This window comes from Pseudomonas sp. R3-57 (assembly GCF_051132065.1).
Taxonomy (GTDB): domain Bacteria; phylum Pseudomonadota; class Gammaproteobacteria; order Pseudomonadales; family Pseudomonadaceae; genus Aquipseudomonas.
The window spans coordinates 709307-735707 of sequence record NZ_CP071655.1 but is presented as its reverse complement, the minus strand read 5'-3'; the positions used below and the strand labels follow the sequence as shown (position 1 = coordinate 735707).

The window sequence follows — 26401 nt, the reverse complement described above, 5'->3', positions numbered from 1 at the left end:
GGTGATTACGACGATCAGGCAGTCGCCTTGTCGTCCTTCTTAAGACTTGCAGGCGGCCAGTTGTCGAGGCGCATGCCGAGGGACAGACCGCGGGAGGCCAGAACGTCCTTGATTTCAGTCAAGGATTTCTTGCCCAGGTTCGGAGTCTTCAACAGCTCTACTTCGGTACGCTGAATCAGGTCACCGATGTAGTAGATGTTTTCCGCCTTAAGGCAGTTAGCCGAACGTACAGTCAGTTCCAGATCGTCAACCGGGCGAAGCAGGATCGGATCGATCTCGTCTTCCTGCTCGACAACCACTGGCTCACTGTCACCTTTGAGGTCGACGAACGCAGCCAACTGCTGTTGCAGAATGGTTGCAGCGCGGCGGATAGCCTCTTCAGGGTCCAGAGTACCGTTGGTTTCCAGATCAATAACCAGCTTGTCCAGGTTGGTACGCTGCTCGACACGGGCGTTTTCCACCACGTAAGCGATACGGCGAACCGGGCTGAACGAAGAATCGAGCTGCAAGCGACCGATGCTGCGGCTTTCGTCTTCATCGCTCTGACGCGAGTCGGCTGGTTCATAACCACGACCACGAGCTACGGTGAGCTTCATGTTCAGGGCGCCGTTAGACGCCAGGTTAGCGATTACGTGATCGGGATTAACGATCTCGACATCATGATCCAGCTGAATATCGGCAGCGGTAACCACCCCCGAACCCTTCTTCGACAAGGTCAGCGTAACTTCGTCACGACCGTGCAGCTTGATGGCCAGACCTTTAAGGTTCAACAGGATTTCAATTACGTCTTCCTGTACACCTTCGATGGCGCTGTACTCGTGGAGCACACCGTCAATCTCGGCCTCGACTACTGCGCAGCCGGGCATTGAGGACAACAGGATGCGGCGCAGCGCGTTGCCCAGGGTGTGGCCAAAACCACGCTCGAGAGGCTCGAGAGTGATCTTGGCGCGGGTTGGACTGACAACCTGCACATCAATGTGGCGGGGTGTCAGGAACTCATTTACCGAAATCTGCATGGATGCACCTATTTTCTAGCCCTTACTTGGAGTAGAGCTCGACAATCAGGCTTTCGTTGATGTCGGCGGACAGATCACTGCGAGCAGGAACGTTCTTGAAAACGCCCGACTTCTTCTCAGTGTCTACTTCTACCCATTCTACGCGGCCACGTTGGGCACACAGATCGAGAGCTTGGACAATGCGAAGCTGGTTTTTTGCTTTCTCGCGAACTGCAACCACGTCACCAGCACGAACCTGATACGACGGAACGTTTACGGTCTGACCGTTAACGCTGATCGACTTGTGCGATACCAGCTGACGGGATTCGGCACGAGTCGAACCAAAGCCCATACGGTATACGACGTTGTCCAGACGGCATTCGAGCAGTTGCAGCAGGTTTTCACCGGTTGCACCTTTCTTGCCAGCAGCTTCTTTGTAGTAGCCGCTGAACTGACGCTCGAGAACGCCGTAGATACGACGGACCTTCTGCTTTTCACGCAGTTGGGTGCCGTAATCGGACTGGCGACCGCGGCGCTGGCCGTGGATACCAGGTGCTGCTTCAATGTTGCACTTCGATTCGATCGCGCGCACGCCGCTCTTCAGGAAGAGATCGGTGCCTTCGCGACGAGCGAGTTTGCATTTTGGACCAATGTAACGAGCCATTCTTTACAATCTCCTGGATTACACGCGGCGCTTCTTCGGCGGACGGCACCCGTTGTGCGGGATTGGCGTCACGTCGGTGATGCTGGCGATCTTGTAGCCACAGCCGTTCAAAGCGCGGACTGCGGATTCACGACCTGGACCTGGACCCTTGACGTTGACGTCGAGGTTTTTCAGGCCGTATTCCAGCGCAGCTTGACCAGCACGTTCAGCAGCTACCTGAGCAGCGAACGGGGTGGACTTGCGGGAACCGCGGAAACCCGAACCACCGGAGGTAGCCCAGGAAAGAGCGTTACCTTGACGGTCGGTAATGGTCACGATGGTGTTGTTAAAAGATGCATGGATGTGGGCGATGCCATCAACCACTGTCTTTTTAACTTTTTTACGAGGACGAGCAGCAGGTTTTGCCATGATTAAATTCCTGTCGATTCGCTGGGGCGATTACTTGCGGATCGGCTTACGCGGACCTTTACGGGTACGCGCGTTGGTCTTGGTACGCTGACCGCGTACTGGCAGACCACGACGATGACGCAGACCGCGATAGCAACCGAGGTCCATCAAGCGCTTGATTTTCATGTTGATTTCGCGACGCAGGTCACCTTCAGTGGTGAACTTCGCCACTTCGCCACGCAGCTGTTCAATTTGCTCGTCGCTCAGATCTTTGATCTTTGCTGCTGGGTTTACCCCAGTCACTGCACAGATCTTCTGCGCAGTAGTGCGACCAACACCATAGATGTAGGTCAGCGAGATAACAGTATGCTTGTTATCTGGAATGTTAACGCCTGCAATACGGGCCATTCAGTGGGACTCCAATTGACAGCTACCTACGCCCCGGAAGCCAAGAAATAGGGCGCGAGATAATATCGCTGTAATAACAAATAATCAACCCGGTAGCGCACTAGCTACCGGGCTTGAAGCACAATCACACTCAGCCTTGGCGCTGTTTGTGACGCGGTTCCGCGCTGCAAATTACTCGAACAACACCTTCGCGGCGAATAATCTTGCAGTTACGGCACAGCTTTTTCACCGATGCACGAACTTTCATCACCAACTCCTCGAACCTTATGGGTACTCAGCGCAACATGCCGCTGCCGTAACCCTTCAGGTTGGCTTTCTTCATCAGGGATTCGTACTGGTGCGAAACGAGGTGCGATTGTACTTGGGACATGAAGTCCATCACAACCACGACCACGATCAGCAACGAGGTCCCGCCAAGGTAGAACGGTACGTTTGCCGCAACCACCAGGAACTGGGGCAACAGACACACGGCCGTCATGTAAAGAGCACCGAACAGGGTCAAACGAGTCAGAACGCCATCAATGTAGCGCGCAGACTGCTCACCTGGACGGATACCCGGAATAAAGGCACCGGACTTCTTCAGGTTTTCCGCTACGTCTTTCGGATTGAACATCAACGCCGTATAGAAGAAGCAGAAGAAAATAATCCCTGCACTAAACAGCAGAATATTCAACGGCTGACCAGGAGCGATCGACTGCGAGATGTCCTGCAACCAGCCCATACCTTCAGACTGACCGAACCAGGCACCCAGCGAAGCCGGGAACAGCAAAATGCTGCTCGCGAAAATAGCCGGAATAACACCGGCCATGTTCACCTTCAGCGGCAAGTGGCTGGTCTGCGCAGCAAAAACCTTGCGGCCCTGCTGACGCTTGGCGTAGTGAACAGCAATACGACGCTGACCACGCTCAATGAACACCACGAAACCGATAATCGCTACTGCCAGCAAACCGATGGCAACCAGGGCGAAGATGTTGATATCACCCTGACGCGCAGACTCGAAAGACTGCCCGATTGCTCTCGGAAGACCGGCGACGATACCCGAAAAAATCAACATCGAGATACCGTTGCCAACACCACGCTCAGTAATCTGCTCACCCAGCCACATCATGAACATCGCACCAGCCACAAATGTGGTTACCGCGACGAAATGGAAGCCCAGGTCACCAGTGAACGCCACGCCCTGCCCCGCCAGACCAATGGACATGCCAATGGCCTGAACGAGAGCGAGAGCGACGGTGAGGTAGCGGGTGTACTGGCTGATCTTGCGACGGCCAGCTTCACCTTCCTTCTTCAACTGCTCCAGCTGTGGGCTGACGGCGGTCATCAACTGCATGATGATCGATGCCGAAATGTACGGCATGATCCCCAGTGCAAAGATGCTCATCCGTTCCAGCGCACCGCCGGAGAACATGTTGAACAAGCTAAGAATGGTCCCCTCATTCTGTCGAAACAGGTCTGCGAGTCGGTCCGGGTTGATACCTGGAACCGGGATGTGTGCGCCTATTCGGTAGACGATAATCGCCAGGAACAGAAAACGCAGACGAGCCCAGAGTTCAGACATACCGCCTTTGCCGAGCGCAGAGAGAGCACCTTGCTTAGCCATTTATTCCTCGAACTTGCCGCCAGCTGCTTCGATAGCCGCACGCGCACCTTTGGTGGCGCCGATTCCCTTGCCGATAGTGACAGCGCGAGTCACTTCACCGGACAGCATGATTTTCACACGCTGTACGTTGACGTTGATCACGTTGGCATCTTTCAGGGACTGCACAGTAACGATGTCGCCTTCCACTTTGGCCAGCTCGGAAAGACGCACTTCTGCGCGATCCATGGCTTTCAGGGAAACGAAACCGAACTTAGGCAGGCGACGATGCAGCGGCTGTTGACCGCCTTCAAAGCCTGGAGCGATAGTGCCACCGGAGCGGGAAGTCTGACCTTTGTGACCACGGCCACCAGTCTTGCCCAAACCACTACCGATACCACGGCCCGGACGATGCTTTTCGCGACGGGAACCCGGCGCTGGACTCAGATCATTGAGTTTCATCGATTAACCCTCGACACGCAGCATGTAGTAAGCCTTGTTGATCATCCCGCGATTCTCGGGAGTATCCTGGACTTCTACAGTGTGACCGATGCGACGCAGACCCAGACCCTTAACGCACAGTTTGTGGTTAGGGATGCGGCCGGTCATGCTTTTGATCAGCGTTACTTTAACGGTAGCCATGATTACTTGATCTCCTCAACACGCAGGCCACGCTTGGCAGCGATGGACTCAGGAGATTGCATAGCCTTCAGACCCTTGAAAGTGGCGTGAACCACGTTTACCGGGTTGGTCGAGCCGTAGCACTTGGCCAGAACGTTCTGAACGCCAGCAACTTCGAGGACAGCACGCATAGCGCCGCCAGCGATGATACCGGTACCTTCAGAAGCAGGCTGCATGTACACCTTCGAAGCGCCGTGAGCGGACTTCATTGCGTACTGCAGAGTGGTGCCGTTCAGGTCAACTTGAATCATGTTGCGGCGAGCAGCTTCCATTGCCTTCTGGATCGCAGCAGGCACTTCACGCGACTTGCCACGGCCGAAGCCAACGCGCCCTTTACCATCACCAACCACGGTCAACGCGGTGAAAGTGAAGATACGGCCGCCTTTAACGGTTTTGGCTACGCGGTTAACTTGAACCAGCTTCTCGATGTAGCCTTCGTCGCGCTTTTGGTCGTTATTTGACATAACTTAGAACTCCAGCCCAGCTTCACGAGCAGCATCAGCCAGCGCTTTAACGCGGCCGTGATACTTGAAGCCAGAGCGGTCGAAAGCCACTTGCGATACGCCAGCGGCCTTAGCACGCGTAGCGACCAGCTGGCCAACCTTTGTGGCCGCGTCGATGTTGCCAGTGGCACCATCACGCAGTTCTTTATCCAAAGTCGAGGCACTTGCCAGGACTTTGTTGCCGTCGGCCGAGATGACCTGGGCGTAGATGTGCTGCGACGAGCGGAACACGCAGAGACGCACGACTTCGAGTTCGTGCATTTTCAGGCGTGCTTTGCGAGCGCGACGCAGTCGAGTAACTTTTTTGTCGGTCATTTGCTATGCCCTACTTCTTCTTGGCTTCTTTACGACGGACGACTTCGTCCGCGTAGCGCACACCTTTGCCTTTGTACGGCTCTGGTGGACGGAAGTCGCGGATCTCAGCGGCCACTTGACCTACCAGCTGCTTGTCGATGCCCTTGATCAGGATATCGGTCTGGCTAGGAGTCTCAGCGGTGATGCCTTGCGGCAGTTCGTAATCCACTGGGTGCGAGAAGCCAAGAGCCAGGTTCAGAACCTGACCTTTTGCTTGCGCTTTGTAACCAACACCGACCAGCTGGAGCTTGCGCTCGAAGCCTTGGCTTACGCCCTGGACCATGTTGTTTACCAACGCACGCGTGGTACCGGCCATTGCGCGAGTCTGTTGATCGCCATTGCGAGCAGCAAAACGCAGCTCACCGGCCTCTTCAACGATCTCAACGGACGAATGGATGTTCAGTTCAAGAGTACCCTTGGCACCCTTCACCGAAAGCTGTTGGCCTGCGAATTTGACTTCGACACCGGCTGGCAGCTTAACGGGGTTCTTAGCGACGCGAGACATGCTTATCCCCCCTTAGAACACAGTGCAAAGAACTTCGCCGCCGACACCGGCAGCGCGCGCAGCACGATCCGTCATCACACCTTTGTTGGTGGAGACGATAGACACGCCAAGACCGCCACGAACTTTCGGCAGATCTTCAACGGACTTGTACTGACGCAGGCCTGGACGACTAACGCGCTTAACTTCTTCGATAACCGGACGGCCTTCGAAGTACTTCAGCGAGATGGACAACGACGGCTTGGCGTCGGTGGTGATCTGAAAATCCGCGATGTAACCTTCGTCCTTCAGGACTTTTGCTACAGCAGCCTTCAACGTGGAAGACGGCATGCTTACGACAGACTTTTCAGCCATCTGGGCATTACGGATTCGAGTTAGCATGTCCGCTAACGGGTCCTGCATACTCATGGGCTAGACGCTCCTAATACAGAAAAATTAGCCTTGCGGCTACTACTTGTCGCCGAGAACTTCCGGGCATGAAAAAACACGGGCTCAGGCGAGCCGGTCATTCTAGACACACCCCAGAAATGAATCAAGCCCCAAAAGGGGCTTGATTCACATTCAAGGCACCGATGGTCAGGTTTTTGCAAACCCGGCCATCGAGGCTTTGACGACTATTACCAGCTGGCTTTAACCAGACCTGGAACGTCACCACGCATTGCAGCTTCACGCAGCTTGTTACGGCCGAGGCCGAACTTGCGGTAAACGCCGTGCGGACGACCAGTCAGGCGGCAACGGTTACGCATGCGCGAAGCGCTTGCGTCACGTGGTTGCTTCTGCAGAGCTACGGTAGCTTCCCAACGCGCTTCTGGACTTGCGTTCAGATCGACGATGATAGCTTTCAGCGCTGCACGCTTGGTGGCGTACTTGGCAACGGTGAGCTGACGCTTCAGCTCACGGTTCTTCATGCTCTTCTTGGCCATTTTCCTACTCCAATCAGTTGCGGAACGGGAATTTGAAAGCACGCAGCAGAGCGCGGCCTTCATCATCGTTCTTGGCAGTGGTGGTCAGGGTAATGTCCAGACCGCGGAGAGCATCGATCTTGTCGTAGTCGATTTCCGGGAAAATGATCTGCTCTTTCACGCCCATGCTGTAGTTGCCACGACCATCGAAGGACTTGGCATTCAGGCCGCGGAAGTCGCGAACCCGAGGCAGGGAGATCGACAGCAGACGATCCAGGAACTCGTACATACGCTCACGGCGCAGGGTCACTTTGACGCCGATCGGCCATCCTTCGCGGACTTTGAAGCCAGCGATGGATTTACGAGCGTAGGTCACAACGACTTTCTGGCCGGTGATCTTTTCCAGGTCAGCAACAGCGTGCTCGATGACTTTCTTGTCGCCGATCGCTTCGCCCAGACCCATGTTCAGGGTGATTTTGGTAACGCGCGGAACTTCCATCACGTTCGAAAGCTTAAGTTCTTCCTTAAGTTTCGGAGCGATTTCCTTCCGGTAAATCTCTTTTAGTCGTGCCATGGTCTTCTACCTAGCAGTGTTCAAGCATCAACCGCTTTTTGGGTCGACTTGAAGACACGAATTTTCTTACCGTCTTCTACTTTGAAACCAACGCGGTCAGCCTTGTTGGTTTCGCCGTTGAAGATGGCGACGTTGGAAGCGTGCAGTGGCGCTTCTTTCTCGACGATACCGCCCTGTACGCCCGACATCGGGTTAGGCTTGGTATGACGCTTGACCAGGTTCAGACCACCAACAACCAGACGGTTGTCAGCAAGAACCTTCAGCACCTTACCGCGCTTACCTTTGTCTTTGCCGGCGATCACGATGATCTCGTCGTCACGACGAATCTTTTGCATGTCGGATCTCCTTACAGCACTTCTGGGGCGAGCGAGACGATCTTCATGAACTTCTCAGTACGAAGTTCACGGGTCACTGGCCCAAAGATACGGGTGCCGATCGGCTCTTGCTTGTTGTTCAGAAGAACAGCAGCGTTGCCATCAAAGCGGATAATGGAGCCATCAGCACGACGTACGCCGTGACGAGTGCGGACTACAACAGCAGTCATCACTTGGCCTTTTTTCACTTTACCGCGAGGAATTGCTTCCTTCACGGTAACTTTGATGATATCACCGATACCAGCGTAACGACGATGGGAGCCACCCAGCACCTTGATGCACATAACACGGCGAGCGCCGCTGTTATCGGCCACATCGAGCATGGATTGAGTCTGAATCATATAATTTCTCCGACCCCTAGCCCTTAGACTTCCACAGCGCGTTCGAGAACATCAACCAGCGCCCAAGACTTGGTCTTGGCCATCGGACGAGTTTCACGAATAGTGACTTTGTCGCCGATGTGGCACTGATTGGTTTCGTCGTGCGCGTGCAGCTTAGTCGAACGCTTAACGTATTTACCGTAGATCGGGTGCTTAACGCGACGCTCGATCAGAACGGTGATGGTTTTGTCCATCTTGTCGCTGACAACACGGCCAGTCAGCGTACGGACAGTTTTTTCGGCTTCAGCCATGATCACTTACCTGCCTGCTGGTTGAGCACAGTCTTCACGCGAGCGATGTCACGCTTAACTTGCGAGAGCAGATGAGACTGCCCCAACTGGCCAGTTGCTTTCTGCATGCGCAGATTGAACTGGTCGCGCAGCAGGCCGAGCAGTTGCTCGTTCAGCTGCTGTGCGGATTTTTCACGAAGTTCATTCGCTTTCATCACATCACCGTCCGTTTAACAAAGGAGGTGGCGAGCGGCAGCTTTGCAGCAGCCAGGGCGAAAGCCTCACGCGCCAGCTCTTCAGAAACACCCTCGATTTCATACAGGACTTTGCCTGGCTGAATCTGGGCAACCCAGTACTCCACGTTACCCTTACCTTTACCCATACGAACCTCGAGAGGTTTTTTGGAGATCGGCTTGTCCGGGAATACACGGATCCAGATCTTGCCGCCACGTTTTACGTGACGGGTCAGAGCACGACGCGCTGACTCGATCTGACGAGCGGTGAGACGACCACGAGCAACAGACTTCAGCGCGAACTCGCCGAAGCTGACTTTGCTACCGCGCAGTGCCAGACCACGGTTGTGGCCGGTCATCTGCTTGCGGAACTTCGTACGCTTTGGTTGCAACATTTGGCGTACCCCTTACTTAGCAGCTTTTTTACGAGGCGCTGGTGCTTGTGGTTTCAGTTCTTCTTGGCGACCACCAATAACTTCGCCTTTGAAGATCCAAACCTTTACACCGATCACACCGTAAGTGGTGTGAGCTTCGTAGTTGGCATAGTCGATGTCGGCACGCAGGGTGTGCAATGGCACACGACCTTCGCGATACCATTCAGTACGTGCGATTTCAGCACCGCCGAGACGACCGCTCACTTGGATTTTGATGCCTTTGGCACCAATGCGCATGGCGTTCTGTACGGCGCGCTTCATAGCGCGACGGAACATTACGCGACGCTCCAGCTGCTGAGCTACGCTCTGCGCAACCAGCATACCGTCGAGCTCCGGCTTACGGATCTCTTCGATATTGATGTGCACAGGCACACCCATTTGCTTGGTCAGGTCCTGACGCAGTTTCTCAACATCTTCACCTTTCTTCCCGATAACAATACCTGGACGAGCGGTGTGGATGGTGATGCGTGCAGTTTGGGCCGGACGATGGATATCGATACGGCTTACGGACGCGCTTTTTAGTTTGTCTTGGAGATACTCACGCACTTTCAGATCTGCGAACAAGTAGTCCGCATAAGTCCGACCGTCTGCGTACCAGACGGAGGTGTGCTCCTTGACGATTCCCAGGCGAATGCCAATGGGATGTACTTTCTGACCCATCTCTTCGACTCCGTTACTTGTCAGCAACCTTGACAGTGATATGGCAAGACCGCTTGACGATGCGATCAGCACGGCCTTTGGCACGTGGCATGATGCGCTTCAGCGAACGCCCTTCGTTGACGAAAACGGTGCTGACTTTCAGGTCATCAACGTCTGCGCCTTCGTTATGCTCGGCGTTGGCTACGGCCGACTCCAGCACTTTTTTCATGATCTCGGCGGCTTTCTTACTGCTGAAAGCCAACAGGTTGAGCGCTTCGCCCACCTTCTTCCCGCGGATCTGGTCGGCGACCAAGCGGGCTTTCTGGGCGGAGATTCGAGCGCCCGACAACTTAGCGGCTACTTCCATTTCCTTACCCCTTAACGCTTGGCTTTCTTGTCAGCCACGTGCCCGCGATAGTTGCGGGTACCGGCGAACTCGCCCAGTTTGTGGCCGACCATGTCTTCGTTAACGAGAACCGGGACGTGCTGACGACCGTTGTGTACTGCGATGGTCAGACCGACCATTTGTGGCAGGATCATGGAACGACGCGACCAGGTTTTAATTGGTTTGCGATCGTTCTTTTCCGCCGCCACTTCGATCTTCTTCAGTAGGTGAAGATCAATAAAAGGACCTTTTTTCAGAGAACGTGGCACTGTCGTATCCCTCTATTTACTTGCGACGACGGACGATCATTTTGTCGGTACGCTTATTACCACGAGTCTTCGCGCCCTTAGTCGGGAAGCCCCATGGCGATACCGGATGACGACCACCAGAGGTACGACCTTCACCACCACCATGTGGGTGGTCAACCGGGTTCATGGCAACACCACGAACGGTTGGGCGAACGCCACGCCAGCGTTTGGCACCGGCTTTACCCAGCGAACGCAGGCTGTGCTCGGAGTTCGAGACTTCGCCCAGGGTCGCACGGCATTCAGCCAGGACTTTACGCATCTCACCGGAACGCAGACGCAGGGTAACGTACACACCTTCACGAGCGATCAGCTGAGCCGAAGCACCAGCGGAACGAGCGATCTGCGCGCCTTTACCTGGCTTCAATTCGATGCCGTGTACGGTAGAACCGACTGGAATGTTGCGCAGTTGCAGAGCGTTGCCTGGCTTGATTGGAGCCAGAGCGCCTGCGATCAGCTGGTCGCCAGCACTCACGCCTTTAGGGGCAATGATGTAGCGGCGCTCGCCGTCTGCGTAGCACAGCAGTGCGATGTGAGCAGTACGGTTTGGATCGTATTCGATACGCTCGACAGTGGCGACGATGCCATCTTTGTCGTTGCGACGGAAATCGACCATACGGTAATGCTGCTTATGACCACCACCGATGTGACGAGTGGTAATACGGCCATTGTTGTTACGACCACCAGTCTTCGATTTTTTCTCGAGCAGCGGTGCGTGAGGAGCGCCTTTATGCAGCTCCTGGTTGACCACCTTGACCACAAAACGGCGGCCAGGGGAAGTCGGTTTGCATTTAACGATTGCCATGATGCACCCCTTCCTTACTCAGCACTGCTGCTGAAATCGAGATCTTGGCCTGGCTGAAGGGAGATAACTGCCTTCTTCCAGTCATTACGCTTGCCCAGACCGCGAGCAGTGCGCTTGCTCTTACCCAGAACATTCAGGGTAGTGACGCGCTCTACTTTCACGCTGAACAGGCTTTCGACGGCCTTCTTGATTTCCAGCTTGGTTGCGTCAGTAGCAACCTTGAAAACGAACTGGCCTTTCTTGTCTGCCAGAACCGTAGCCTTCTCGGAAACGTGCGGGCCAAGCAGAACTTTAAATACGCGTTCCTGGTTCATCCCAGCAGCTCCTCGAATTTCTTCACGGCCGACACGGTGATCAACACCTTGTCGTATGCGATCAGACTAACTGGATCGGAACCTTGCACGTCACGTACATCGACGTGAGGCAGGTTGCGAGCAGCCAGGTACAGGTTCTGATCAACAGCGTCCGACACGATGAGAACATCAGTCAGGCTCATGTTGTTCAGCTTGCCCAGCAGATCTTTGGTTTTCGGAGTTTCAACAGCGAAATCCTGAACCACGACCAGACGATCAGTACGCACCAGCTCAGCAAGGATGGAACGCATTGCTGCGCGATACATCTTCTTGTTCAGCTTCTGGGAGTGATCCTGTGGACGAGCTGCGAAAGTGGTACCGCCGCCACGCCAGATTGGGCTACGGATAGTACCGGCACGAGCACGGCCAGTACCTTTCTGACGCCATGGGCGCTTGCCGCCACCACGAACGTCGGAACGGGTCTTCTGCTGCTTGCTACCTTGACGGCCGCCGGCCATGTAGGCCACGACTGCTTGGTGAACCAGCGTCTCGTTGAATTCGCCGCCAAATGTCAGTTCGGAAACTTCGATCGCTTGAGCGTCATTTACATTTAATTGCATGTCAGCTTCCCCTTAACCGCGAGCCTTGGCTGCTGGACGTACAACCAGGTTGCCGCCAGTAGCGCCAGGAACAGCACCCTTGACCAACAACAGATTGCGTTCAGCGTCCACGCGCACTACTTCCAGGGACTGCACGGTCACGCGCTCAGCGCCCATATGACCGGACATTTTTTTGCCCTTGAATACACGACCAGGAGTCTGGCACTGGCCGATAGAGCCTGGGACGCGGTGGGATACGGAGTTACCGTGGGTGTTATCTTGCCCGCGGAAATTCCAACGCTTGATCGTACCCTGGAAGCCTTTACCCTTGGACTGACCGGTTACATCAACCAGTTGACCAGCGGCGAAGATTTCAGCGTTGATCAGATCGCCTGCCTGGTACTCGCCTTCTTCAAGACGGAATTCCATGGTGGTGCGACCAGCGGCAACGTTCGCCTTAGCGAAGTGGCCAGCCTGAGCTGCTGTTACACGCGAAGCACGACGCTCGCCGACAGTGACTTGCACTGCACGATAGCCATCGGTCTCTTCAGTTTTGAACTGGGTGACGCGATTCGGCTCGATCTCAATGACCGTGACCGGAATGGAGACACCTTCTTCGGTGAAAATACGGGTCATACCGCATTTACGACCGACTACACCAATAGTCATGTTGTAAACCTCATGAGTGTACGGGGCTTTCACCCGCTATGGCCGCCCATTTCAGAGCGTTACACGACTAAGACCGAGTCTTAGCCGAGGCTGATCTGCACTTCCACACCGGCCGCAAGATCAAGCTTCATAAGAGCATCAACGGTTTTATCCGTTGGCTGGACGATGTCCAGAACGCGCTTATGAGTGCGGATCTCGTACTGGTCACGCGCGTCTTTGTTGACGTGCGGGGAAACCAGAACGGTGAACCGCTCTTTACGGGTAGGCAGTGGAATTGGACCACGCACTTGAGCACCAGTACGTTTCGCGGTTTCCACGATTTCCTGGGTTGATTGGTCGATCAGGCGATGGTCAAAAGCCTTCAACCTGATACGGATTTGCTGATTTTGCATTGGATTTCAGACTCCGGCTGCTATTCCCACCGGGCGCAATACGCCCGTTAAAAGGAGGCGCAATTCTATAGACGCCCCCGATAGGTGTCAACCCAATAAAAAAGCCCCCGCTGAGCGGGGGCTTTTTCAATCCATCAAGCTGACTTTAAAAAAGTCTTACTCGATGATTTTGGCTACGACGCCAGCGCCGACGGTACGACCGCCTTCACGGATAGCGAAACGCAGACCGTCTTCCATCGCGATGGTTTTGATCAGGGTAACAGTCATCTGAATGTTATCACCTGGCATTACCATTTCAACGCCTTCTGGCAGCTCGCAGTTACCAGTCACGTCAGTAGTACGGAAGTAGAACTGTGGACGGTAGCCTTTGAAGAACGGAGTGTGACGACCGCCCTCTTCCTTGCTCAGAACGTAAACTTCTGCGGTGAACTTGGTGTGCGGCTTGACCGAACCTGGCTTGACCAGAACCTGGCCACGCTCAACGTCGTCACGCTTGGTACCACGCAGCAGAACGCCGCAGTTCTCGCCAGCACGACCTTCGTCGAGCAGTTTGCGGAACATTTCAACACCAGTGCAAGTAGTAACGGTGGTGTCACGCAGACCAACGATTTCCAGTGGATCCTGAACGCGAACGATACCGCGCTCGATACGACCAGTCACAACAGTACCGCGACCCGAGATCGAGAATACGTCTTCGATTGGCATCAGGAATGGCTTGTCGATCATACGAACTGGTTCTGGGATGTAAGTATCCAGAGTCTCAACCAGCTTACGAACGGCAGTGGTGCCCATTTCGTTGTCGTCTTTGCCTTCCAGCGCCATACGAGCCGAACCGATGATGATCGGAGTGTCGTCGCCCGGGAAGTCGTAGGTCGACAGCAGGTCACGAACTTCCATCTCAACCAGTTCCAGCAGCTCAGCGTCGTCTACCAGGTCAGCCTTGTTCAGGAAAACCACGATGTACGGAACGCCTACCTGACGGGACAGCAGGATGTGCTCACGGGTTTGTGGCATCGGACCATCAGCGGCCGAGCAAACCAGGATCGCGCCGTCCATCTGGGCAGCACCGGTGATCATGTTCTTCACGTAGTCAGCGTGACCTGGGCAGTCAACGTGAGCGTAGTGACGAATAGTCGAGTTGTACTCAACGTGAGCGGTGTTGATGGTGATACCGCGAGCTTTTTCTTCTGGAGCGCTGTCGATCTTGTCGAATTCAACGACGGCCGAACCGAAAACTTCGGAGCAGACGCGAGTCAGAGCAGCGGTCAGAGTGGTTTTACCGTGGTCAACGTGACCGATGGTGCCAACGTTGACGTGCGGTAGGGAACGATCAAATTTTTCTTTAGCCACGACAATTAACTCCTAGCCTAAAGGGGCTGAATCAGCCTTGTTTTTTGGTTACGGATTCGACGATGTGCGACGGAGCCGTATCGTATTTTTTGAATTCCATAGAGTAGCTTGCGCGACCCTGGGACATGGAACGAACGTCGGTCGCATAACCGAACATCTCACCCAGTGGAACCTCAGCACGGATAACCTTGCCGGACACTGTGTCTTCCATACCCTGGATCATGCCGCGACGACGGTTGAGGTCGCCCATCACATCACCCATATAGTCTTCAGGCGTAACAACTTCTACAGCCATGATCGGCTCGAGCAACTCACCACCGCCCTTCTGGGCCAGTTGCTTGGTCGCCATGGAAGCAGCCACTTTAAACGCCATCTCGTTCGAGTCGACGTCGTGGTAAGAACCATCGAACACGGTAGCCTTCAGGCCGATCAGCGGATAGCCGGCAACTACGCCGTTCTTCATCTGCTCTTCGATACCCTTCTGGATAGCCGGGATGTATTCCTTAGGAACCACACCACCTACAACTTCGTTCACGAATTGCAGACCTTCCTGACCTTCGTCAGCAGGAGCAAAACGGATCCAGCAGTGACCGAACTGGCCGCGACCACCGGACTGACGAACGAACTTGCCTTCGATTTCACAGTTCTTCGTGATGCGCTCACGATACGAAACCTGAGGCTTGCCGATGTTGGCTTCGACGTTGAACTCACGGCGCATCCGGTCAACCAGGATGTCCAGGTGCAGCTCGCCCATGCCGGAGATGATCGTCTGACCAGTCTCTTCATCAGTTTTAACGCGGAAAGACGGGTCTTCCTGAGCAAGTTTGCCCAGAGCAATACCCATTTTTTCCTGGTCGTCCTTGGTCTTAGGCTCTACGGCAACCGAAATAACCGGCTCCGGGAAGTCCATGCGAACCAGGATGATTGGCTTGTCAGCGTTGCAGAGGGTTTCACCAGTGGTGACGTCCTTCATGCCGATCAGGGCCGCGATGTCGCCAGCGCGCACTTCCTTGATCTCTTCGCGGGCGTTTGCGTGCATTTGCACCATACGACCCACGCGCTCTTTCTTGCCCTTGACCGAGTTGATCACGCCGTCGCCGGAGTTCAACACGCCCGAGTAAACGCGGACGAAGGTCAGAGTACCCACGAATGGGTCGGTAGCAATCTTGAACGCCAGAGCAGCAAACGGCTCGTCGTCGCTTGCGTGACGCTCCATTTCCTCTTCCTCGTTATCAGGGTTGGAACCCTTGATCGCAGGAATGTCGGTAGGAGCAGGCAGGAAGTCGATAACGGCGTCGAGAACCAGGGGAACACCCTTGTTCTTGAACGAAGAACCGCAAACGGCCAGAACGATTTCGCCGGCGATAGTACGCTGACGCAAAGCAGCCTTGATCTCTTCGATCGACAGCTCTTCGCCTTCCAGGTACTTGTTCATCAGCTCTTCGTTGGCTTCGGCGGCAGCTTCAACCATGTTGTTGCGCCACTCTTCAGCCAGCTCTTGGAGCTCGGCAGGAATGTCCTTGCGAACAGGAACCATACCTTTGTCAGAGTCGTTCCAGTAGACAGCTTGCATGTTGATCAGATCGATCTGACCCTGGAAGTTGTCTTCGGAACCGATAGCCAGCTGAATCGGCACCGGAGTGTGACCCAGACGCTGCTTGATCTGACCGATCACGCGCAGGAAGTTGGCACCGGCACGGTCCATCTTGTTTACGTAAACAAGACGTGGAACGCCGTATTTGTTGGCTTGACGCCATACGGTTTCCGACTGCGGCTCAACACCCGAAGTACCGCAGAATACAACGACAGCGCCGTCGAGTACGCGCAGGGAACGTTCAACTTCAATGGTGAAGTCTACGTGGCCCGGGGTATCGATTACGTTGAAGCGGTGTTCGTGCGGGTACTGCTTCTCGGAACCTTTCCAGAAGGCGGTAATGGCAGCAGAAGTAATGGTAATACCACGCTCCTGCTCCTGAACCATCCAGTCTGTGGTCGCGGCGCCATCATGCACCTCGCCCATTTTGTGACTTTTGCCGGTGTAAAACAGTACGCGCTCGGTGGTGGTGGTTTTACCAGCATCCACGTGAGCGACGATACCGATGTTACGGTAGCGGCTAATCGGAGTAGTACGAGCCATAAAGCCCTCGCAAAATTAGTGAAGCTAAAATTAGAAGCGGTAGTGCGAGAAAGCTTTGTTGGCTTCGGCCATACGGTGCACGTCTTCACGCTTCTTAACAGCAGCACCTTTACCTTCAGCAGCATCCAGCAGTTCGCCAGCCAAACGCAGAGCCATAGACTTCTCGCCACGCTTACGGGCGAAGTCTACCAACCAGCGCATTGCCAGAGCGTTACGACGGGAAGGACGAACCTCGACCGGAACCTGGTAAGTAGCACCACCAACGCGGCGCGACTTCACTTCGACCAGCGGAGCGATGGCGTCGAGTGCTTTTTCGAAGAGTTCCAGGGGATCGGTGCCAGCCTTACGGGCCGCAACGGTTTCCAGGGCACCATAAACGATACGCTCGGCAACGGCTTTCTTGCCGCTTTCCATAACGTGGTTCATGAATTTGGCGAGGATCTGGCTTCCGTATTTCGGATCGTCCAGAATCTCACGCTTTGCTGCTACGCGACGTCTTGGCATGATAAGCCCTCAAGCGGTCTTCAGGTTAGCTCGGGACAGATCCAGAGGATGCGTGCCCGACCTTACTCTTATCGACTCAATAAAATTGAAAAACTGCAAAACGGCCGATTACTTCGGACGCTTGGTACCGTACTTCGAACGACCCTGGTTACGGCCTTTAACGCCGGAAGTATCCAAGGAGCCGCGAACGGTGTGGTAACGAACACCCGGCAAGTCTTTTACACGACCGCCGCGGATCAGTACCACGCTGTGCTCTTGCAGGTTGTGACCTTCACCACCGATGTACGAGGAAACCTCGAAACCGTTGGTCAGGCGCACACGGCATACTTTACGCAGTGCCGAGTTAGGTTTTTTCGGCGTGGTGGTGTACACACGGGTGCACACGCCACGACGTTGCGGGCAGTTCTGCAGCGCAGGTACGTCGGATTTCTCGACGATACGCTTACGCGGCTGACGTACCAGCTGGTTGATAGTTGCCATCTACTAGCTCCACTGTTGTCTTGCGACGCTATTGTCTTGCAAGAAAAGCAAAATGGCAGGAACGAATTCCCGCCAAATTTAGGGGATCAAGAGTCTAAAGAGGATCTTGGCCCCAGTCAAGGCAAGGCCCCGACCTCCCCGCCCTTCGAACCTCGACTAAATGTCTCGATTCGACGAACGGAGCGATCAGGGCCTTACGCTCATTTACCGCAGAACTCAGTTACCGCTCGAGTTCAGCGCTTCGGTCAGTGCAGCTTCCACTTCACTGGCGCTAACGCGCAACGGCTTGTCTGCATCACGGCGACGCTTACGCTCGCTGTGATAAGCCAGACCGGTACCCGCCGGGATCAGACGACCCACGACAACGTTTTCTTTCAGGCCGCGCAGGTAATCGCGCTTGCCGGTGACTGCCGCTTCGGTCAGCACGCGGGTGGTTTCCTGGAAGGAAGCCGCCGAGATGAACGATTCGGTGGACAACGACGCCTTGGTGATACCCAGCAGAACGCGAGTGAACTTGGAGACAAACTTGTCTTCCGTGCTCAGACGCTCGTTCTCTACCAGAACGTGAGTCAGTTCCATCTGGTCACCCTTGATGAAGCTGGAGTCGCCGGACTCGGAGATCTCAACTTTACGCAGCATCTGACGCAGGATGGTCTCGATGTGCTTGTCGTTGATCTTCACGCCCTGCAGACGGTAAACGTCCTGGATCTCGTTGACGATGTACTTGGCCAGCGCACTTACACCCAGCAGACGCAGAATGTCGTGTGGATCGCTCGGGCCGTCGGAGATAACTTCGCCGCGGTTGACCTGTTCGCCTTCGAACACGTTCAGGTGACGCCACTTCGGAATCAGCTCTTCGTACGGATCGCTACCGTCGTTCGGGGTGATGACCAGACGGCGCTTGCCCTTGGTCTCTTTACCGAACGCGATGGTGCCGCTGACTTCAGCCAGGATCGACGCTTCTTTCGGGCGACGAGCTTCGAACAAGTCGGCAACACGCGGCAGACCACCGGTGATGTCACGGGTCTTCGAAGTTTCCTGCGGAATACGAGCGATAACATCACCGATCGCAATCTTCGCACCGTCCGCTACACCGACCAGGGCGTTGGCTGGCAGGAAGTACTGAGCGATAACGTCAGTGCCTGGCAGCAACAGATCCTTGCCGTTGTCGTCGACCATCTTCACTGCAGGACGGATTTCCTTACCGGCAGCTGGACGATCTTTCGCGTCGAGTACTTCAATGTTGGTCATACCGGTCAATTCGTCAGTCTGACGCTTGATCGTGATGCCTTCTTCCATGCCCACGTAGGTCACGGTACCTTTCATTTCGGTAACGATCGGGTGAGTGTGCGGATCCCACTTGGCCACGATTGCGCCAGCGTCGACCTTGTCACCTTCTTTAACCGAAATCACGGCACCGTACGGCAGCTTGTAACGCTCGCGCTCACGACCGAAGTCGTCAGCGATCGCCAGCTCACCGGAACGGGACACAGCTACCAGGTGACCGTCAACACGCTCAACGTGCTTCAGGTTGTGCAGACGGACGGTACCGCCATTCTTCACCTGAACGCTGTCGGCTGCGGAAGTACGGCTTGCCGCACCACCGATGTGGAACGTACGCATGGTCAGCTGGGTACCCGGCTCACCGATGGACTGGGCAGCGATAACGCCGACCGCTTCACCGATGTTCACCTGGTGACCACGCGCCAGATCACGGCCGTAGCACTTGGCGCAAATGCCATAGCGGGTTTCGCAGCTGATCGGCGAACGCACGATCACTTCGTCGATGCTGTTCAGCTCGATGAACTCGACCCACTTCTCATCTACCAGGGTGCCGGCAGGAACGATAACGTCCTCGGTACCTGGCTTGAATACGTCACGGGCAATAACACGACCCAATACGCGCTCACCCAACGGCTCTACAACGTCACCGCCTTCAATGTGCGGAGTCATCAGCAGACCGTGTTCGGTGCCGCAATCGATCTCGGTTACAACCAGATCCTGCGCCACGTCTACCAGACGACGAGTCAGGTAACCGGAGTTCGCAGTTTTCAACGCGGTGTCCGCCAGACCTTTACGAGCACCGTGAGTGGAGATGAAGTACTGAAGTACGCTCAGACCTTCACGGAAGTTCGCGGTAATCGGCGTTTCGATGATGGAACCGTCCGGCTTGGCCATCAGACCACGCATACCGGCCAGCTGACGAATCTGTGCTGCGGAACCCCGCGCACCCGAGTCGGCCATCATGTACATCGAGTTGAAGGACTCTTGGTCGACTTCTTCGCCGTGACGGTCGATAACCTTCTCTTTCGAGAGGTTGGCCATCATCGCCTTGGAAACTTCGTCGTTCGCCTTCGACCAAAGGTCGATCACTTTGTTGTACTTCTCGCCCTGGGTTACCAGGCCGGAGGCGTACTGGCTCTCGATCTCTTTCACTTCGTCGGTGGCTGCACCGATGATGCGGGCTTTTTCATCCGGGATAACGAAGTCGTTAACACCGATGGAAACGCCGGAAATGGTCGAGTAAGCGAAACCGGTGTACATCAACTGGTCAGCGAAGATCACGGTCTCTTTCAAACCAACCACGCGGTAGCACTGGTTGATCAGCTTGGAGATCGCCTTTTTCTTCATCGGCAGGTTGACGACGTCGTACGACAGACCTTTTGGCACAACCTGGAACAGCAGCGCACGGCCGACAGTGGTGTCGACGATACGGGTACCGCTCACGCTGTTGCCGTCACGGTCGTTGACGGTTTCGTTGATACGAACCTTGACCTTGGCGTGCAGTGCGGCTTCGCCGGCACGGAACACACGGTCAACTTCCTGCAGATCCGCGAACACACGACCTTCGCCCTTGGCGTTGATCGCTTCACGGGTCATGTAGTAGAGACCCAATACAACGTCCTGCGACGGAACGATGATTGGCTCACCGTTGGCTGGCGACAGAATGTTGTTGGTCGACATCATCAACGCGCGCGCTTCGAGCTGGGCTTCCAGCGTCAGCGGTACGTGCACGGCCATTTGGTCGCCGTCGAAGTCGGCGTTGTACGCGGCGCAGACCAGCGGGTGCAGCTGGATAGCCTTACCTTCGATCAGTACCGGTTCAAACGCCTGGATACCCAGACGGTGAAGGGTCGGTGCACGGTTGAGCAGGACCGGGTGTTCGCGAATCACTTCAGCGAGAACGTCCCAAACCTCTGGCAGCTCGCGCTCGACCATTTTCTTGGCCGCTTTGATGGTGGTCGCGAGACCGCGCATTTCCAGCTTGCCGAAAATGAACGGTTTGAACAGCTCGAGAGCCATTTTCTTCGGCAGACCGCACTGGTGCAGACGCAGGGTCGGGCCTACGGTAATTACCGAACGACCAGAGTAGTCAACACGCTTACCGAGCAGGTTCTGACGGAAACGACCCTGCTTACCCTTGATCATGTCAGCCAGGGATTTCAGAGGACGCTTGTTCGAACCGGTGATAGCGCGGCCACGACGACCGTTGTCGAGCAGTGCATCGACAGCTTCCTGCAACATACGCTTTTCGTTGCGCACGATGATGTCCGGAGCGGACAGATCCAGCAGGCGCTTCAAACGGTTGTTACGGTTGATCACTCGACGATACAGATCGTTGAGGTCGGAAGTGGCGAAACGACCGCCATCCAGCGGGACCAGTGGACGCAGATCTGGCGGCAGTACCGGCAGAACGGTCAGCACCATCCACTCTGGCAGGTTGCCGGAACCCTGGAAGGCTTCCATCAACTTCAGACGCTTGGACAGCTTTTTGATCTTGGTTTCGGAGTTGGTTTGCGGAATTTCTTCGCGCAGACGGCCAATCTCGTGTTCCAGGTCGATAGCGTGCAGCAGTTCGCGGACAGCTTCAGCACCCATGCGGGCGTCGAAGTCGTCACCGAACTCTTCCAGCGCTTCGAAGTACTGCTCGTCGTTCAGCAGCTGACCTTTTTCAAGAGTGGTCATGCCTGGATCGATAACGACATAGCTCTCGAAGTAGAGAACGCGTTCGATATCACGCAGGGTCATGTCCATCAGCAAGCCGATACGCGACGGCAGCGATTTCAGGAACCAGATGTGGGCAACCGGCGAAGCCAGTTCGATGTGCGCCATGCGCTCACGACGAACCTTGGCCAGCGCAACTTCAACGCCGCACTTCTCGCAGATCACACCACGGTGCTTCAAGCGCTTGTACTTACCGCACAGGCACTCGTAATCCTTTACCGGGCCAAAGATCTTGGCGCAGAACAGGCCGTCACGCTCAGGTTTGAACGTACGGTAGTTGATGGTTTCCGGCTTTTTAACTTCACCGAACGACCACGAACGGATCATCTCAGGCGATGCCAATCCGATACGGATGGCGTCGAACTCTTCGACTTGACCCTGGTTTTTCAGCAAATTCAGTAGGTCTTTCAAGGCCTTTCCTCCTGGCGGAGCAGAGAGCGGGCAATCCTGCCCCGCTCTCGATTCGCGTCACGTGTTATTCGGTTTCCAGATCGATATCGATGCCGAGGGAACGAATTTCCTTGATCAACACGTTGAAGGACTCGGGCATGCCCGGCTCCATACGGTGATCGCCATCCACGATGTTTTTGTACATCTTGGTACGGCCGTTCACATCGTCCGACTTCACTGTGAGCATTTCTTGCAGAGTGTATGCAGCACCGTATGCTTCCAGTGCCCAGACCTCCATCTCCCCGAAACGCTGACCACCGAACTGCGCCTTACCACCCAGCGGCTGCTGGGTAACCAGGCTGTACGAACCGGTAGAACGCGCGTGCATCTTGTCGTCTACCAAGTGGTTCAGCTTCAGCATGTACATGTAGCCAACGGTAACTGGACGCTCGAACTTGTTGCCGGTACGGCCGTCGGTCAGCTGCATCTGGCCGCTTTCCGGCAGGTCTGCCAGTTTCAGCATGGCCTTGATTTCGCTTTCCTTGGCGCCGTCGAACACTGGAGTGGCCATTGGAACGCCGCCACGCAGGTTCTTCGCCAGATCCAGGATTTCCTGATCGGAGAAGCTGTCCAGATCTTCGTTACGACCGCCGATCTGGTTGTAGATCTCGTCCAGGAAGGTACGCAGTTCAGCGACTTTACGCTGCTCTTCGACCATCCGGTTGATCTTCTCGCCCAGACCTTTGGCCGCGAGGCCCAGGTGGGTTTCAAGGATCTGACCAACGTTCATACGCGAAGGTACGCCCAGCGGGTTGAGGACCACGTCGACCGGGGTGCCATTGGCATCGTGCGGCATGTCTTCAACCGGCATGATCACGGAGACCACACCCTTGTTACCGTGACGACCGGCCATCTTGTCGCCCGGCTGGATGCGACGACGGATTGCCAGGTAAACCTTGACGATTTTCAGCACGCCTGGAGCCAGGTCATCGCCCTGCTGCAGTTTGCGCTTCTTGTCTTCGAACTTGTCGTCCAGCAGACGGCGACGATCAACGATGTAGGCCTGAGCCTTCTCGAGCTGCTCGTTCAGAGCATCTTCAGCCATGCGCAGTTTGAACCACTGGCCGTGCTCAAGACCGTCGAGTACTTCGTCGGTGATGTCCTGACCTTTCTTCAGACCGGCGCCGCCTTCAGCCTTGTGGCCTACCAGAGCGGAACGCAGACGTTCGAAAGTCGCGCCTTCAACGATGCGGAACTCTTCGTTCAGATCCTTGCGAATCTCGTCCAGCTGGGACTTCTCGATCGACAGTGCACGAGCATCACGCTCAACGCCGTCGCGGGTGAAGACCTGTACGTCAATGACAGTACCTTTGGTGCCGGTTGGCACGCGCAGGGAGGTGTCTTTAACGTCACTGGCTTTTTCACCAAAGATTGCACGCAGCAGTTTTTCTTCCGGAGTCAGCTGGGTCTCGCCTTTCGGAGTGACCTTACCAACCAGGATGTCGCCTGCGCCTACTTCAGCACCTACGTAAACGATACCGGCTTCGTCCAGCTTGTTCAGTGCAGCTTCACCCACGTTCGGGATGTCCGCAGTGATTTCCTCTGGGCCAAGCTTGGTGTCACGGGCCACACAGGTCAGTTCCTGAATGTGGATCGTGGTGAAGCGGTCTTCCTGAACCACACGCTCGGACAGGCAGATGGAGTCTTCGAAGTTGAAGCCGTTCCATGCCATGAACGCGATGCGCATGTTCTGACCCAGAGCCAGTTCACCCATGTCGGTGGACGGGCCGTCGGCCATGATGTCGCTACGCTGAACGCGATCGCCCTTGCTCACCAGCGGACGCTGATTGATGCAGGTGTTCTGGTTCGAGCGGGTGTATTTGGTCAGGTTGTAGATGTCGACACCCGCTTCGCCGGTTTCAACTTCGTCATCAGCAACACGAACCACGATACGGCTGGCATCAACGGAATCGATCACGCCGCCACGACGAGCCACGACGCAAACGCCGGAGTCACGAGCTACGTTACGCTCCATGCCGGTACCTACCAGCGGCTTGTCGGCGCGCAGGGTTGGTACAGCTTGACGCTGCATGTTCGAACCCATCAACGCACGGTTGGCGTCGTCGTGCTCGAGGAACGGAATCAGCGACGCTGCAACCGAAACTACCTGTTTCGGCGAAACGTCCATCAGGGTGACTTCTTCAGGCGCCTTGACGGTGAATTCGTTCAGGTGACGTACGGCAACCAGTTCGTCGATCAGGACTTTCTGCTCGTTCATGGTCGCCGAAGCCTGCGCGATCACGTGATCGGCTTCTTCAATGGCGGACAGGAACACGATCTCGTCGGTGACCACACCCTCTTTCACCACGCGGTACGGGCTTTCCAGGAAGCCGTACTGGTTGGTGCGAGCGTACGCAGCCAGGGAGTTGATCAGACCGATGTTCGGACCTTCCGGTGTTTCAATCGGGCAGACACGACCGTAGTGAGTCGGGTGTACGTCACGGACTTCAAAGCCAGCGCGCTCACGAGTCAGACCGCCAGGGCCGAGTGCAGAGACACGACGCTTGTGGGTGATCTCGGACAGCGGGTTGTTCTGGTCCATGAACTGCGAGAGCTGGCTGGAACCGAAGAACTCTTTCACCGCCGCAGCCACTGGCTTGGCATTGATCAGGTCTTGCGGCATCAGGCCTTCGCTTTCAGCCATCGACAGACGCTCTTTGACCGCACGCTCAACACGCACCAGGCCAACGCGGAACTGGTTCTCGGCCATTTCGCCTACGCAGCGAACACGACGGTTACCCAGGTGGTCGATGTCATCGACGATGCCTTTACCGTTACGGATGTCGACCAGAGTCTTCAGTACCGCGACGATGTCTTCCTTGCACAGCACGCCCGAACCTTCGATCTCGGTACGACCGATACGACGGTTGAACTTCATCCGGCCGACCGCAGACAGGTCATAGCGCTCAGGGCTGAAGAACAGGTTGTTGAACAGGGTCTCGGCAGCGTCTTTGGTTGGCGGCTCGCCTGGACGCATCATGCGATAGATCTCGACCAGCGCTTCCAATTGGTTGCTGGTGGAGTCGATCTTAAGCGTGTCGGAGACGAACGGACCGCAGTCGATATCGTTGGTGTACAGAGTCTCGATGCGTACAACGCCGGCCTTGGCAATTTTTGCCAGGACTTCGGTGTTCAGCTCGGTGTTGCACTCAGCCAGGATTTCGCCGGTAGCCGGGTGCACGATGACCTTGGCGGTGGTGCGACCCAGGACGTAGTCCAGAGGCACTTCCAGTGTCTTGATGCCGGCTTTTTCGATCTGGTTGATGTGGCGCGCGGTAATACGGCGGCCTGCTTCAACGATGACCTTGCCCTTTTCGTCCTGGATGTCCAGAACTGCGATCTCGCCACGCAGGCGCGACGGCACCAGTTCCAGGCTGAGGGTTTCGCCGCTCAGGTGGAAAACGTTGGTGGTGTAGAACGCGTCGAGCACTTCTTCAGTGGTATAGCCGAGCGCGCGCAGCAGCACGGATGCCGGCAGTTTGCGACGACGGTCGATACGCACGAACACGCAGTCTTTCGGGTCGAACTCGAAGTCCAGCCACGAACCGCGGTAAGGAATGATGCGCGCGGAGTACAGCAGTTTGCCGGAGCTATGCGTCTTGCCGCGGTCGTGGTCGAAGAACACGCCCGGGGAACGGTGCAGCTGGGAAACGATTACACGCTCGGTACCGTTGATTACGAAGGTACCGTTCTCAGTCATCAGGGGGATTTCACCCATGTAGACTTCTTGCTCTTTGATGTCCTTGATCGCTTTGTTCGACGATTCTTTGTCGAAAATGATCAGGCGCACTTTTACCCGCAAAGGTACGGCGAAAGTTACACCGCGCAATACGCATTCTTTGACATCAAATGCCGGTTCGCCCAGACGATAACCGACGTACTCCAGCGCAGCATTGCCGGAGTAGCTGATGATCGGGAAAACGGATTTGAAGGCCGCATGCAGGCCCACGTCGCGGAACTGATCTTTAGTCGCTCCCGCTTGCAAGAATTCACGATACGAATCCAGCTGGATGGCCAGGAGGTAAGGCACATCCATGACGTCCGGCAACTTGCTAAAGTCCTTGCGGATACGTTTTTTCTCAGTATATGAGTAAGCCATCAGCGTTCCCCAGCTTGGTCACCTGCTTGTTTGGCCCCTCCCGACGGGAGCAGCCAGAAAATCGTGCAAACCCCATGGTTTGCGCCACC

At 55.5% G+C, this 26401-nt stretch carries 33 protein-coding genes; all 33 read right to left on the bottom strand.

Going from position 1 to position 26401, the window contains the following annotated elements:
* Positions 1 to 14 precede the first annotated feature (14 nt).
* The 33 genes from J3P93_RS03420 to rpoB all read right to left on the bottom strand — a co-directional run bounded on the left by J3P93_RS03420 (position 15) and on the right by rpoB (position 26312).
* Positions 15 to 1016: a DNA-directed RNA polymerase subunit alpha gene (locus tag J3P93_RS03420; RefSeq protein WP_003186012.1), complete on the bottom strand. Its 1002-nt coding sequence runs from the start codon at positions 1014 to 1016 to the stop codon at positions 15 to 17.
* Between the two features lie 22 nt (positions 1017 to 1038).
* Positions 1039 to 1659 (bottom strand): 30S ribosomal protein S4, encoded by a 621-nt coding sequence (gene rpsD, locus J3P93_RS03415; RefSeq protein WP_003176404.1) that lies wholly within the window; start codon positions 1657 to 1659, stop codon positions 1039 to 1041.
* Positions 1660 to 1677: 18 nt separating this feature from the next.
* Complete coding sequence (gene rpsK, locus J3P93_RS03410; protein WP_002555466.1) at positions 1678 to 2067, bottom strand: 30S ribosomal protein S11; 390 nt, start codon at positions 2065 to 2067, stop codon at positions 1678 to 1680.
* Between the two features lie 30 nt (positions 2068 to 2097).
* The gene (rpsM, locus tag J3P93_RS03405; protein ID WP_003186020.1) at positions 2098 to 2454 is read right to left on the bottom strand and encodes a 30S ribosomal protein S13; all 357 of its coding nucleotides are present in this window, start codon (positions 2452 to 2454) and stop codon (positions 2098 to 2100) included.
* 130 nt (positions 2455 to 2584) lie between these two features.
* On the bottom strand, positions 2585 to 2701 hold the full coding sequence (gene rpmJ / locus J3P93_RS03400; RefSeq protein ID WP_002555468.1) for a 50S ribosomal protein L36: 117 nt from the start codon (positions 2699 to 2701) through the stop codon (positions 2585 to 2587).
* A gap of 27 nt (positions 2702 to 2728) precedes the next feature.
* Complete coding sequence (gene secY, locus J3P93_RS03395; RefSeq protein WP_090286770.1) at positions 2729 to 4057, bottom strand: preprotein translocase subunit SecY; 1329 nt, start codon at positions 4055 to 4057, stop codon at positions 2729 to 2731.
* Positions 4058 to 4495 (bottom strand): 50S ribosomal protein L15, encoded by a 438-nt coding sequence (gene rplO / locus J3P93_RS03390; protein WP_003228720.1) that lies wholly within the window; start codon positions 4493 to 4495, stop codon positions 4058 to 4060.
* 3 nt (positions 4496 to 4498) lie between these two features.
* Positions 4499 to 4675, bottom strand: coding sequence for a 50S ribosomal protein L30 (gene rpmD, locus J3P93_RS03385; protein ID WP_003176408.1), 177 nt, complete (start codon positions 4673 to 4675; stop codon positions 4499 to 4501).
* Between the two features lie 2 nt (positions 4676 to 4677).
* Positions 4678 to 5178, bottom strand: coding sequence for a 30S ribosomal protein S5 (gene rpsE, locus J3P93_RS03380; RefSeq protein WP_007955637.1), 501 nt, complete (start codon positions 5176 to 5178; stop codon positions 4678 to 4680).
* 3 nt (positions 5179 to 5181) lie between these two features.
* Entirely contained in the window at positions 5182 to 5532 is a 351-nt protein-coding gene (rplR, locus tag J3P93_RS03375) for a 50S ribosomal protein L18 (RefSeq protein WP_003186037.1), read from the bottom strand.
* 10 nt (positions 5533 to 5542) lie between these two features.
* Positions 5543 to 6076, bottom strand: a complete 534-nt coding sequence (gene rplF / locus J3P93_RS03370) for a 50S ribosomal protein L6 (protein ID WP_007966176.1) — start codon at positions 6074 to 6076, stop codon at positions 5543 to 5545.
* A gap of 12 nt (positions 6077 to 6088) precedes the next feature.
* The gene (gene rpsH / locus J3P93_RS03365) at positions 6089 to 6481 is read right to left on the bottom strand and encodes a 30S ribosomal protein S8 (protein ID WP_016772944.1); all 393 of its coding nucleotides are present in this window, start codon (positions 6479 to 6481) and stop codon (positions 6089 to 6091) included.
* 209 nt (positions 6482 to 6690) lie between these two features.
* On the bottom strand, positions 6691 to 6996 hold the full coding sequence (gene rpsN, locus J3P93_RS03360) for a 30S ribosomal protein S14 (protein WP_003228726.1): 306 nt from the start codon (positions 6994 to 6996) through the stop codon (positions 6691 to 6693).
* Positions 6997 to 7009: 13 nt separating this feature from the next.
* Positions 7010 to 7549 (bottom strand): 50S ribosomal protein L5, encoded by a 540-nt coding sequence (gene rplE / locus J3P93_RS03355; protein ID WP_003210069.1) that lies wholly within the window; start codon positions 7547 to 7549, stop codon positions 7010 to 7012.
* A gap of 20 nt (positions 7550 to 7569) precedes the next feature.
* Positions 7570 to 7884 (bottom strand): 50S ribosomal protein L24, encoded by a 315-nt coding sequence (gene rplX, locus J3P93_RS03350; protein WP_003186046.1) that lies wholly within the window; start codon positions 7882 to 7884, stop codon positions 7570 to 7572.
* An 11-nt stretch (positions 7885 to 7895) separates the two neighbouring features.
* Positions 7896 to 8264, bottom strand: a complete 369-nt coding sequence (rplN, locus tag J3P93_RS03345; RefSeq protein WP_002555479.1) for a 50S ribosomal protein L14 — start codon at positions 8262 to 8264, stop codon at positions 7896 to 7898.
* 23 nt (positions 8265 to 8287) lie between these two features.
* Entirely contained in the window at positions 8288 to 8554 is a 267-nt protein-coding gene (gene rpsQ, locus J3P93_RS03340; RefSeq protein ID WP_003194644.1) for a 30S ribosomal protein S17, read from the bottom strand.
* Positions 8555 to 8556: 2 nt separating this feature from the next.
* The gene (gene rpmC / locus J3P93_RS03335) at positions 8557 to 8748 is read right to left on the bottom strand and encodes a 50S ribosomal protein L29 (protein ID WP_002555481.1); all 192 of its coding nucleotides are present in this window, start codon (positions 8746 to 8748) and stop codon (positions 8557 to 8559) included.
* A complete protein-coding gene (rplP, locus tag J3P93_RS03330) occupies positions 8748 to 9161 on the bottom strand; it encodes a 50S ribosomal protein L16 (RefSeq protein ID WP_003228729.1) in 414 nt (137 codons plus the stop codon). The genes rpmC and rplP overlap by 1 nt, the downstream gene beginning before the upstream one ends.
* Before the next feature lie 12 nt (positions 9162 to 9173).
* Complete coding sequence (rpsC, locus tag J3P93_RS03325) at positions 9174 to 9860, bottom strand: 30S ribosomal protein S3 (RefSeq protein WP_003176422.1); 687 nt, start codon at positions 9858 to 9860, stop codon at positions 9174 to 9176.
* 13 nt (positions 9861 to 9873) lie between these two features.
* A complete protein-coding gene (rplV, locus tag J3P93_RS03320; protein ID WP_003103908.1) occupies positions 9874 to 10206 on the bottom strand; it encodes a 50S ribosomal protein L22 in 333 nt (110 codons plus the stop codon).
* 11 nt (positions 10207 to 10217) lie between these two features.
* Positions 10218 to 10493, bottom strand: coding sequence for a 30S ribosomal protein S19 (rpsS, locus tag J3P93_RS03315; protein WP_011336172.1), 276 nt, complete (start codon positions 10491 to 10493; stop codon positions 10218 to 10220).
* 16 nt (positions 10494 to 10509) lie between these two features.
* Positions 10510 to 11334, bottom strand: coding sequence for a 50S ribosomal protein L2 (gene rplB, locus J3P93_RS03310; RefSeq protein WP_003228734.1), 825 nt, complete (start codon positions 11332 to 11334; stop codon positions 10510 to 10512).
* 14 nt (positions 11335 to 11348) lie between these two features.
* Entirely contained in the window at positions 11349 to 11648 is a 300-nt protein-coding gene (gene rplW / locus J3P93_RS03305) for a 50S ribosomal protein L23 (RefSeq protein WP_002555488.1), read from the bottom strand.
* Entirely contained in the window at positions 11645 to 12247 is a 603-nt protein-coding gene (gene rplD, locus J3P93_RS03300) for a 50S ribosomal protein L4 (protein WP_003228735.1), read from the bottom strand. The genes rplW and rplD overlap by 4 nt, the downstream gene beginning before the upstream one ends.
* Before the next feature lie 12 nt (positions 12248 to 12259).
* Entirely contained in the window at positions 12260 to 12895 is a 636-nt protein-coding gene (rplC, locus tag J3P93_RS03295; protein WP_003228738.1) for a 50S ribosomal protein L3, read from the bottom strand.
* 80 nt (positions 12896 to 12975) lie between these two features.
* Positions 12976 to 13287, bottom strand: a complete 312-nt coding sequence (rpsJ, locus tag J3P93_RS03290) for a 30S ribosomal protein S10 (protein ID WP_003186070.1) — start codon at positions 13285 to 13287, stop codon at positions 12976 to 12978.
* A 156-nt stretch (positions 13288 to 13443) separates the two neighbouring features.
* On the bottom strand, positions 13444 to 14637 hold the full coding sequence (tuf, locus tag J3P93_RS03285) for an elongation factor Tu (RefSeq protein WP_103303766.1): 1194 nt from the start codon (positions 14635 to 14637) through the stop codon (positions 13444 to 13446).
* 31 nt (positions 14638 to 14668) lie between these two features.
* On the bottom strand, positions 14669 to 16774 hold the full coding sequence (gene fusA / locus J3P93_RS03280) for an elongation factor G (RefSeq protein ID WP_064589462.1): 2106 nt from the start codon (positions 16772 to 16774) through the stop codon (positions 14669 to 14671).
* A 30-nt stretch (positions 16775 to 16804) separates the two neighbouring features.
* Positions 16805 to 17278 carry a 30S ribosomal protein S7 gene (gene rpsG / locus J3P93_RS03275; protein ID WP_016772941.1) on the bottom strand — a complete coding sequence of 158 codons (474 nt, stop codon included), beginning with the start codon at positions 17276 to 17278 and terminating at the stop codon, positions 16805 to 16807.
* A 108-nt stretch (positions 17279 to 17386) separates the two neighbouring features.
* Positions 17387 to 17758, bottom strand: coding sequence for a 30S ribosomal protein S12 (rpsL, locus tag J3P93_RS03270; protein ID WP_003186084.1), 372 nt, complete (start codon positions 17756 to 17758; stop codon positions 17387 to 17389).
* A gap of 216 nt (positions 17759 to 17974) precedes the next feature.
* Entirely contained in the window at positions 17975 to 22174 is a 4200-nt protein-coding gene (gene rpoC, locus J3P93_RS03265) for a DNA-directed RNA polymerase subunit beta' (protein ID WP_203419692.1), read from the bottom strand.
* 64 nt (positions 22175 to 22238) lie between these two features.
* A complete protein-coding gene (gene rpoB / locus J3P93_RS03260; RefSeq protein WP_090286776.1) occupies positions 22239 to 26312 on the bottom strand; it encodes a DNA-directed RNA polymerase subunit beta in 4074 nt (1357 codons plus the stop codon).
* Positions 26313 to 26401 lie beyond the last annotated feature (89 nt).

What these genes read in the sequence shown, in the direction of transcription:
- rpoB (WP_090286776.1), bottom strand. Translation starts at nt 26,312, where the DNA reads ATGGCTTACTCATATACTGAGAAAAAACGTATCCGCAAGGACTTTAGC.
- rpsD (WP_003176404.1), bottom strand. Translation starts at nt 1,659, where the DNA reads ATGGCTCGTTACATTGGTCCAAAATGCAAACTCGCTCGTCGCGAAGGC.
- rpsC (WP_003176422.1), bottom strand. Translation starts at nt 9,860, where the DNA reads ATGGGTCAGAAAGTACATCCCATTGGCATTCGCCTGGGAATCGTCAAG.
- rplN (WP_002555479.1), bottom strand. Translation starts at nt 8,264, where the DNA reads ATGATTCAGACTCAATCCATGCTCGATGTGGCCGATAACAGCGGCGCT.
- rpsQ (WP_003194644.1), bottom strand. Translation starts at nt 8,554, where the DNA reads ATGGCTGAAGCCGAAAAAACTGTCCGTACGCTGACTGGCCGTGTTGTC.
- rplV (WP_003103908.1), bottom strand. Translation starts at nt 10,206, where the DNA reads ATGGAAGTAGCCGCTAAGTTGTCGGGCGCTCGAATCTCCGCCCAGAAA.
- rplP (WP_003228729.1), bottom strand. Translation starts at nt 9,161, where the DNA reads ATGTTGCAACCAAAGCGTACGAAGTTCCGCAAGCAGATGACCGGCCAC.
- rplX (WP_003186046.1), bottom strand. Translation starts at nt 7,884, where the DNA reads ATGCAAAAGATTCGTCGTGACGACGAGATCATCGTGATCGCCGGCAAA.
- rpsK (WP_002555466.1), bottom strand. Translation starts at nt 2,067, where the DNA reads ATGGCAAAACCTGCTGCTCGTCCTCGTAAAAAAGTTAAAAAGACAGTG.
- rplR (WP_003186037.1), bottom strand. Translation starts at nt 5,532, where the DNA reads ATGACCGACAAAAAAGTTACTCGACTGCGTCGCGCTCGCAAAGCACGC.
- secY (WP_090286770.1), bottom strand. Translation starts at nt 4,057, where the DNA reads ATGGCTAAGCAAGGTGCTCTCTCTGCGCTCGGCAAAGGCGGTATGTCT.
- rpsE (WP_007955637.1), bottom strand. Translation starts at nt 5,178, where the DNA reads ATGTCAAATAACGACCAAAAGCGCGACGAAGGCTACATCGAGAAGCTG.
- rpsH (WP_016772944.1), bottom strand. Translation starts at nt 6,481, where the DNA reads ATGAGTATGCAGGACCCGTTAGCGGACATGCTAACTCGAATCCGTAAT.
- rpmC (WP_002555481.1), bottom strand. Translation starts at nt 8,748, where the DNA reads ATGAAAGCGAATGAACTTCGTGAAAAATCCGCACAGCAGCTGAACGAG.
- rplB (WP_003228734.1), bottom strand. Translation starts at nt 11,334, where the DNA reads ATGGCAATCGTTAAATGCAAACCGACTTCCCCTGGCCGCCGTTTTGTG.
- rplO (WP_003228720.1), bottom strand. Translation starts at nt 4,495, where the DNA reads ATGAAACTCAATGATCTGAGTCCAGCGCCGGGTTCCCGTCGCGAAAAG.
- rpmD (WP_003176408.1), bottom strand. Translation starts at nt 4,675, where the DNA reads ATGGCTACCGTTAAAGTAACGCTGATCAAAAGCATGACCGGCCGCATC.
- J3P93_RS03420 (WP_003186012.1), bottom strand. Translation starts at nt 1,016, where the DNA reads ATGCAGATTTCGGTAAATGAGTTCCTGACACCCCGCCACATTGATGTG.
- rpsM (WP_003186020.1), bottom strand. Translation starts at nt 2,454, where the DNA reads ATGGCCCGTATTGCAGGCGTTAACATTCCAGATAACAAGCATACTGTT.
- rpmJ (WP_002555468.1), bottom strand. Translation starts at nt 2,701, where the DNA reads ATGAAAGTTCGTGCATCGGTGAAAAAGCTGTGCCGTAACTGCAAGATT.
- rplE (WP_003210069.1), bottom strand. Translation starts at nt 7,549, where the DNA reads ATGGCACGACTAAAAGAGATTTACCGGAAGGAAATCGCTCCGAAACTT.
- rplD (WP_003228735.1), bottom strand. Translation starts at nt 12,247, where the DNA reads ATGCAATTAAATGTAAATGACGCTCAAGCGATCGAAGTTTCCGAACTG.
- rpsL (WP_003186084.1), bottom strand. Translation starts at nt 17,758, where the DNA reads ATGGCAACTATCAACCAGCTGGTACGTCAGCCGCGTAAGCGTATCGTC.
- rplC (WP_003228738.1), bottom strand. Translation starts at nt 12,895, where the DNA reads ATGACTATTGGTGTAGTCGGTCGTAAATGCGGTATGACCCGTATTTTC.
- rplW (WP_002555488.1), bottom strand. Translation starts at nt 11,648, where the DNA reads ATGAACCAGGAACGCGTATTTAAAGTTCTGCTTGGCCCGCACGTTTCC.
- rplF (WP_007966176.1), bottom strand. Translation starts at nt 6,076, where the DNA reads ATGTCTCGCGTCGCTAAGAACCCCGTTAAGCTGCCAGCCGGTGTCGAA.
- rpsG (WP_016772941.1), bottom strand. Translation starts at nt 17,278, where the DNA reads ATGCCAAGACGTCGCGTAGCAGCAAAGCGTGAGATTCTGGACGATCCG.
- rpsN (WP_003228726.1), bottom strand. Translation starts at nt 6,996, where the DNA reads ATGGCCAAGAAGAGCATGAAGAACCGTGAGCTGAAGCGTCAGCTCACC.
- fusA (WP_064589462.1), bottom strand. Translation starts at nt 16,774, where the DNA reads ATGGCTCGTACTACTCCGATTAGCCGCTACCGTAACATCGGTATCGTC.
- rpsJ (WP_003186070.1), bottom strand. Translation starts at nt 13,287, where the DNA reads ATGCAAAATCAGCAAATCCGTATCAGGTTGAAGGCTTTTGACCATCGC.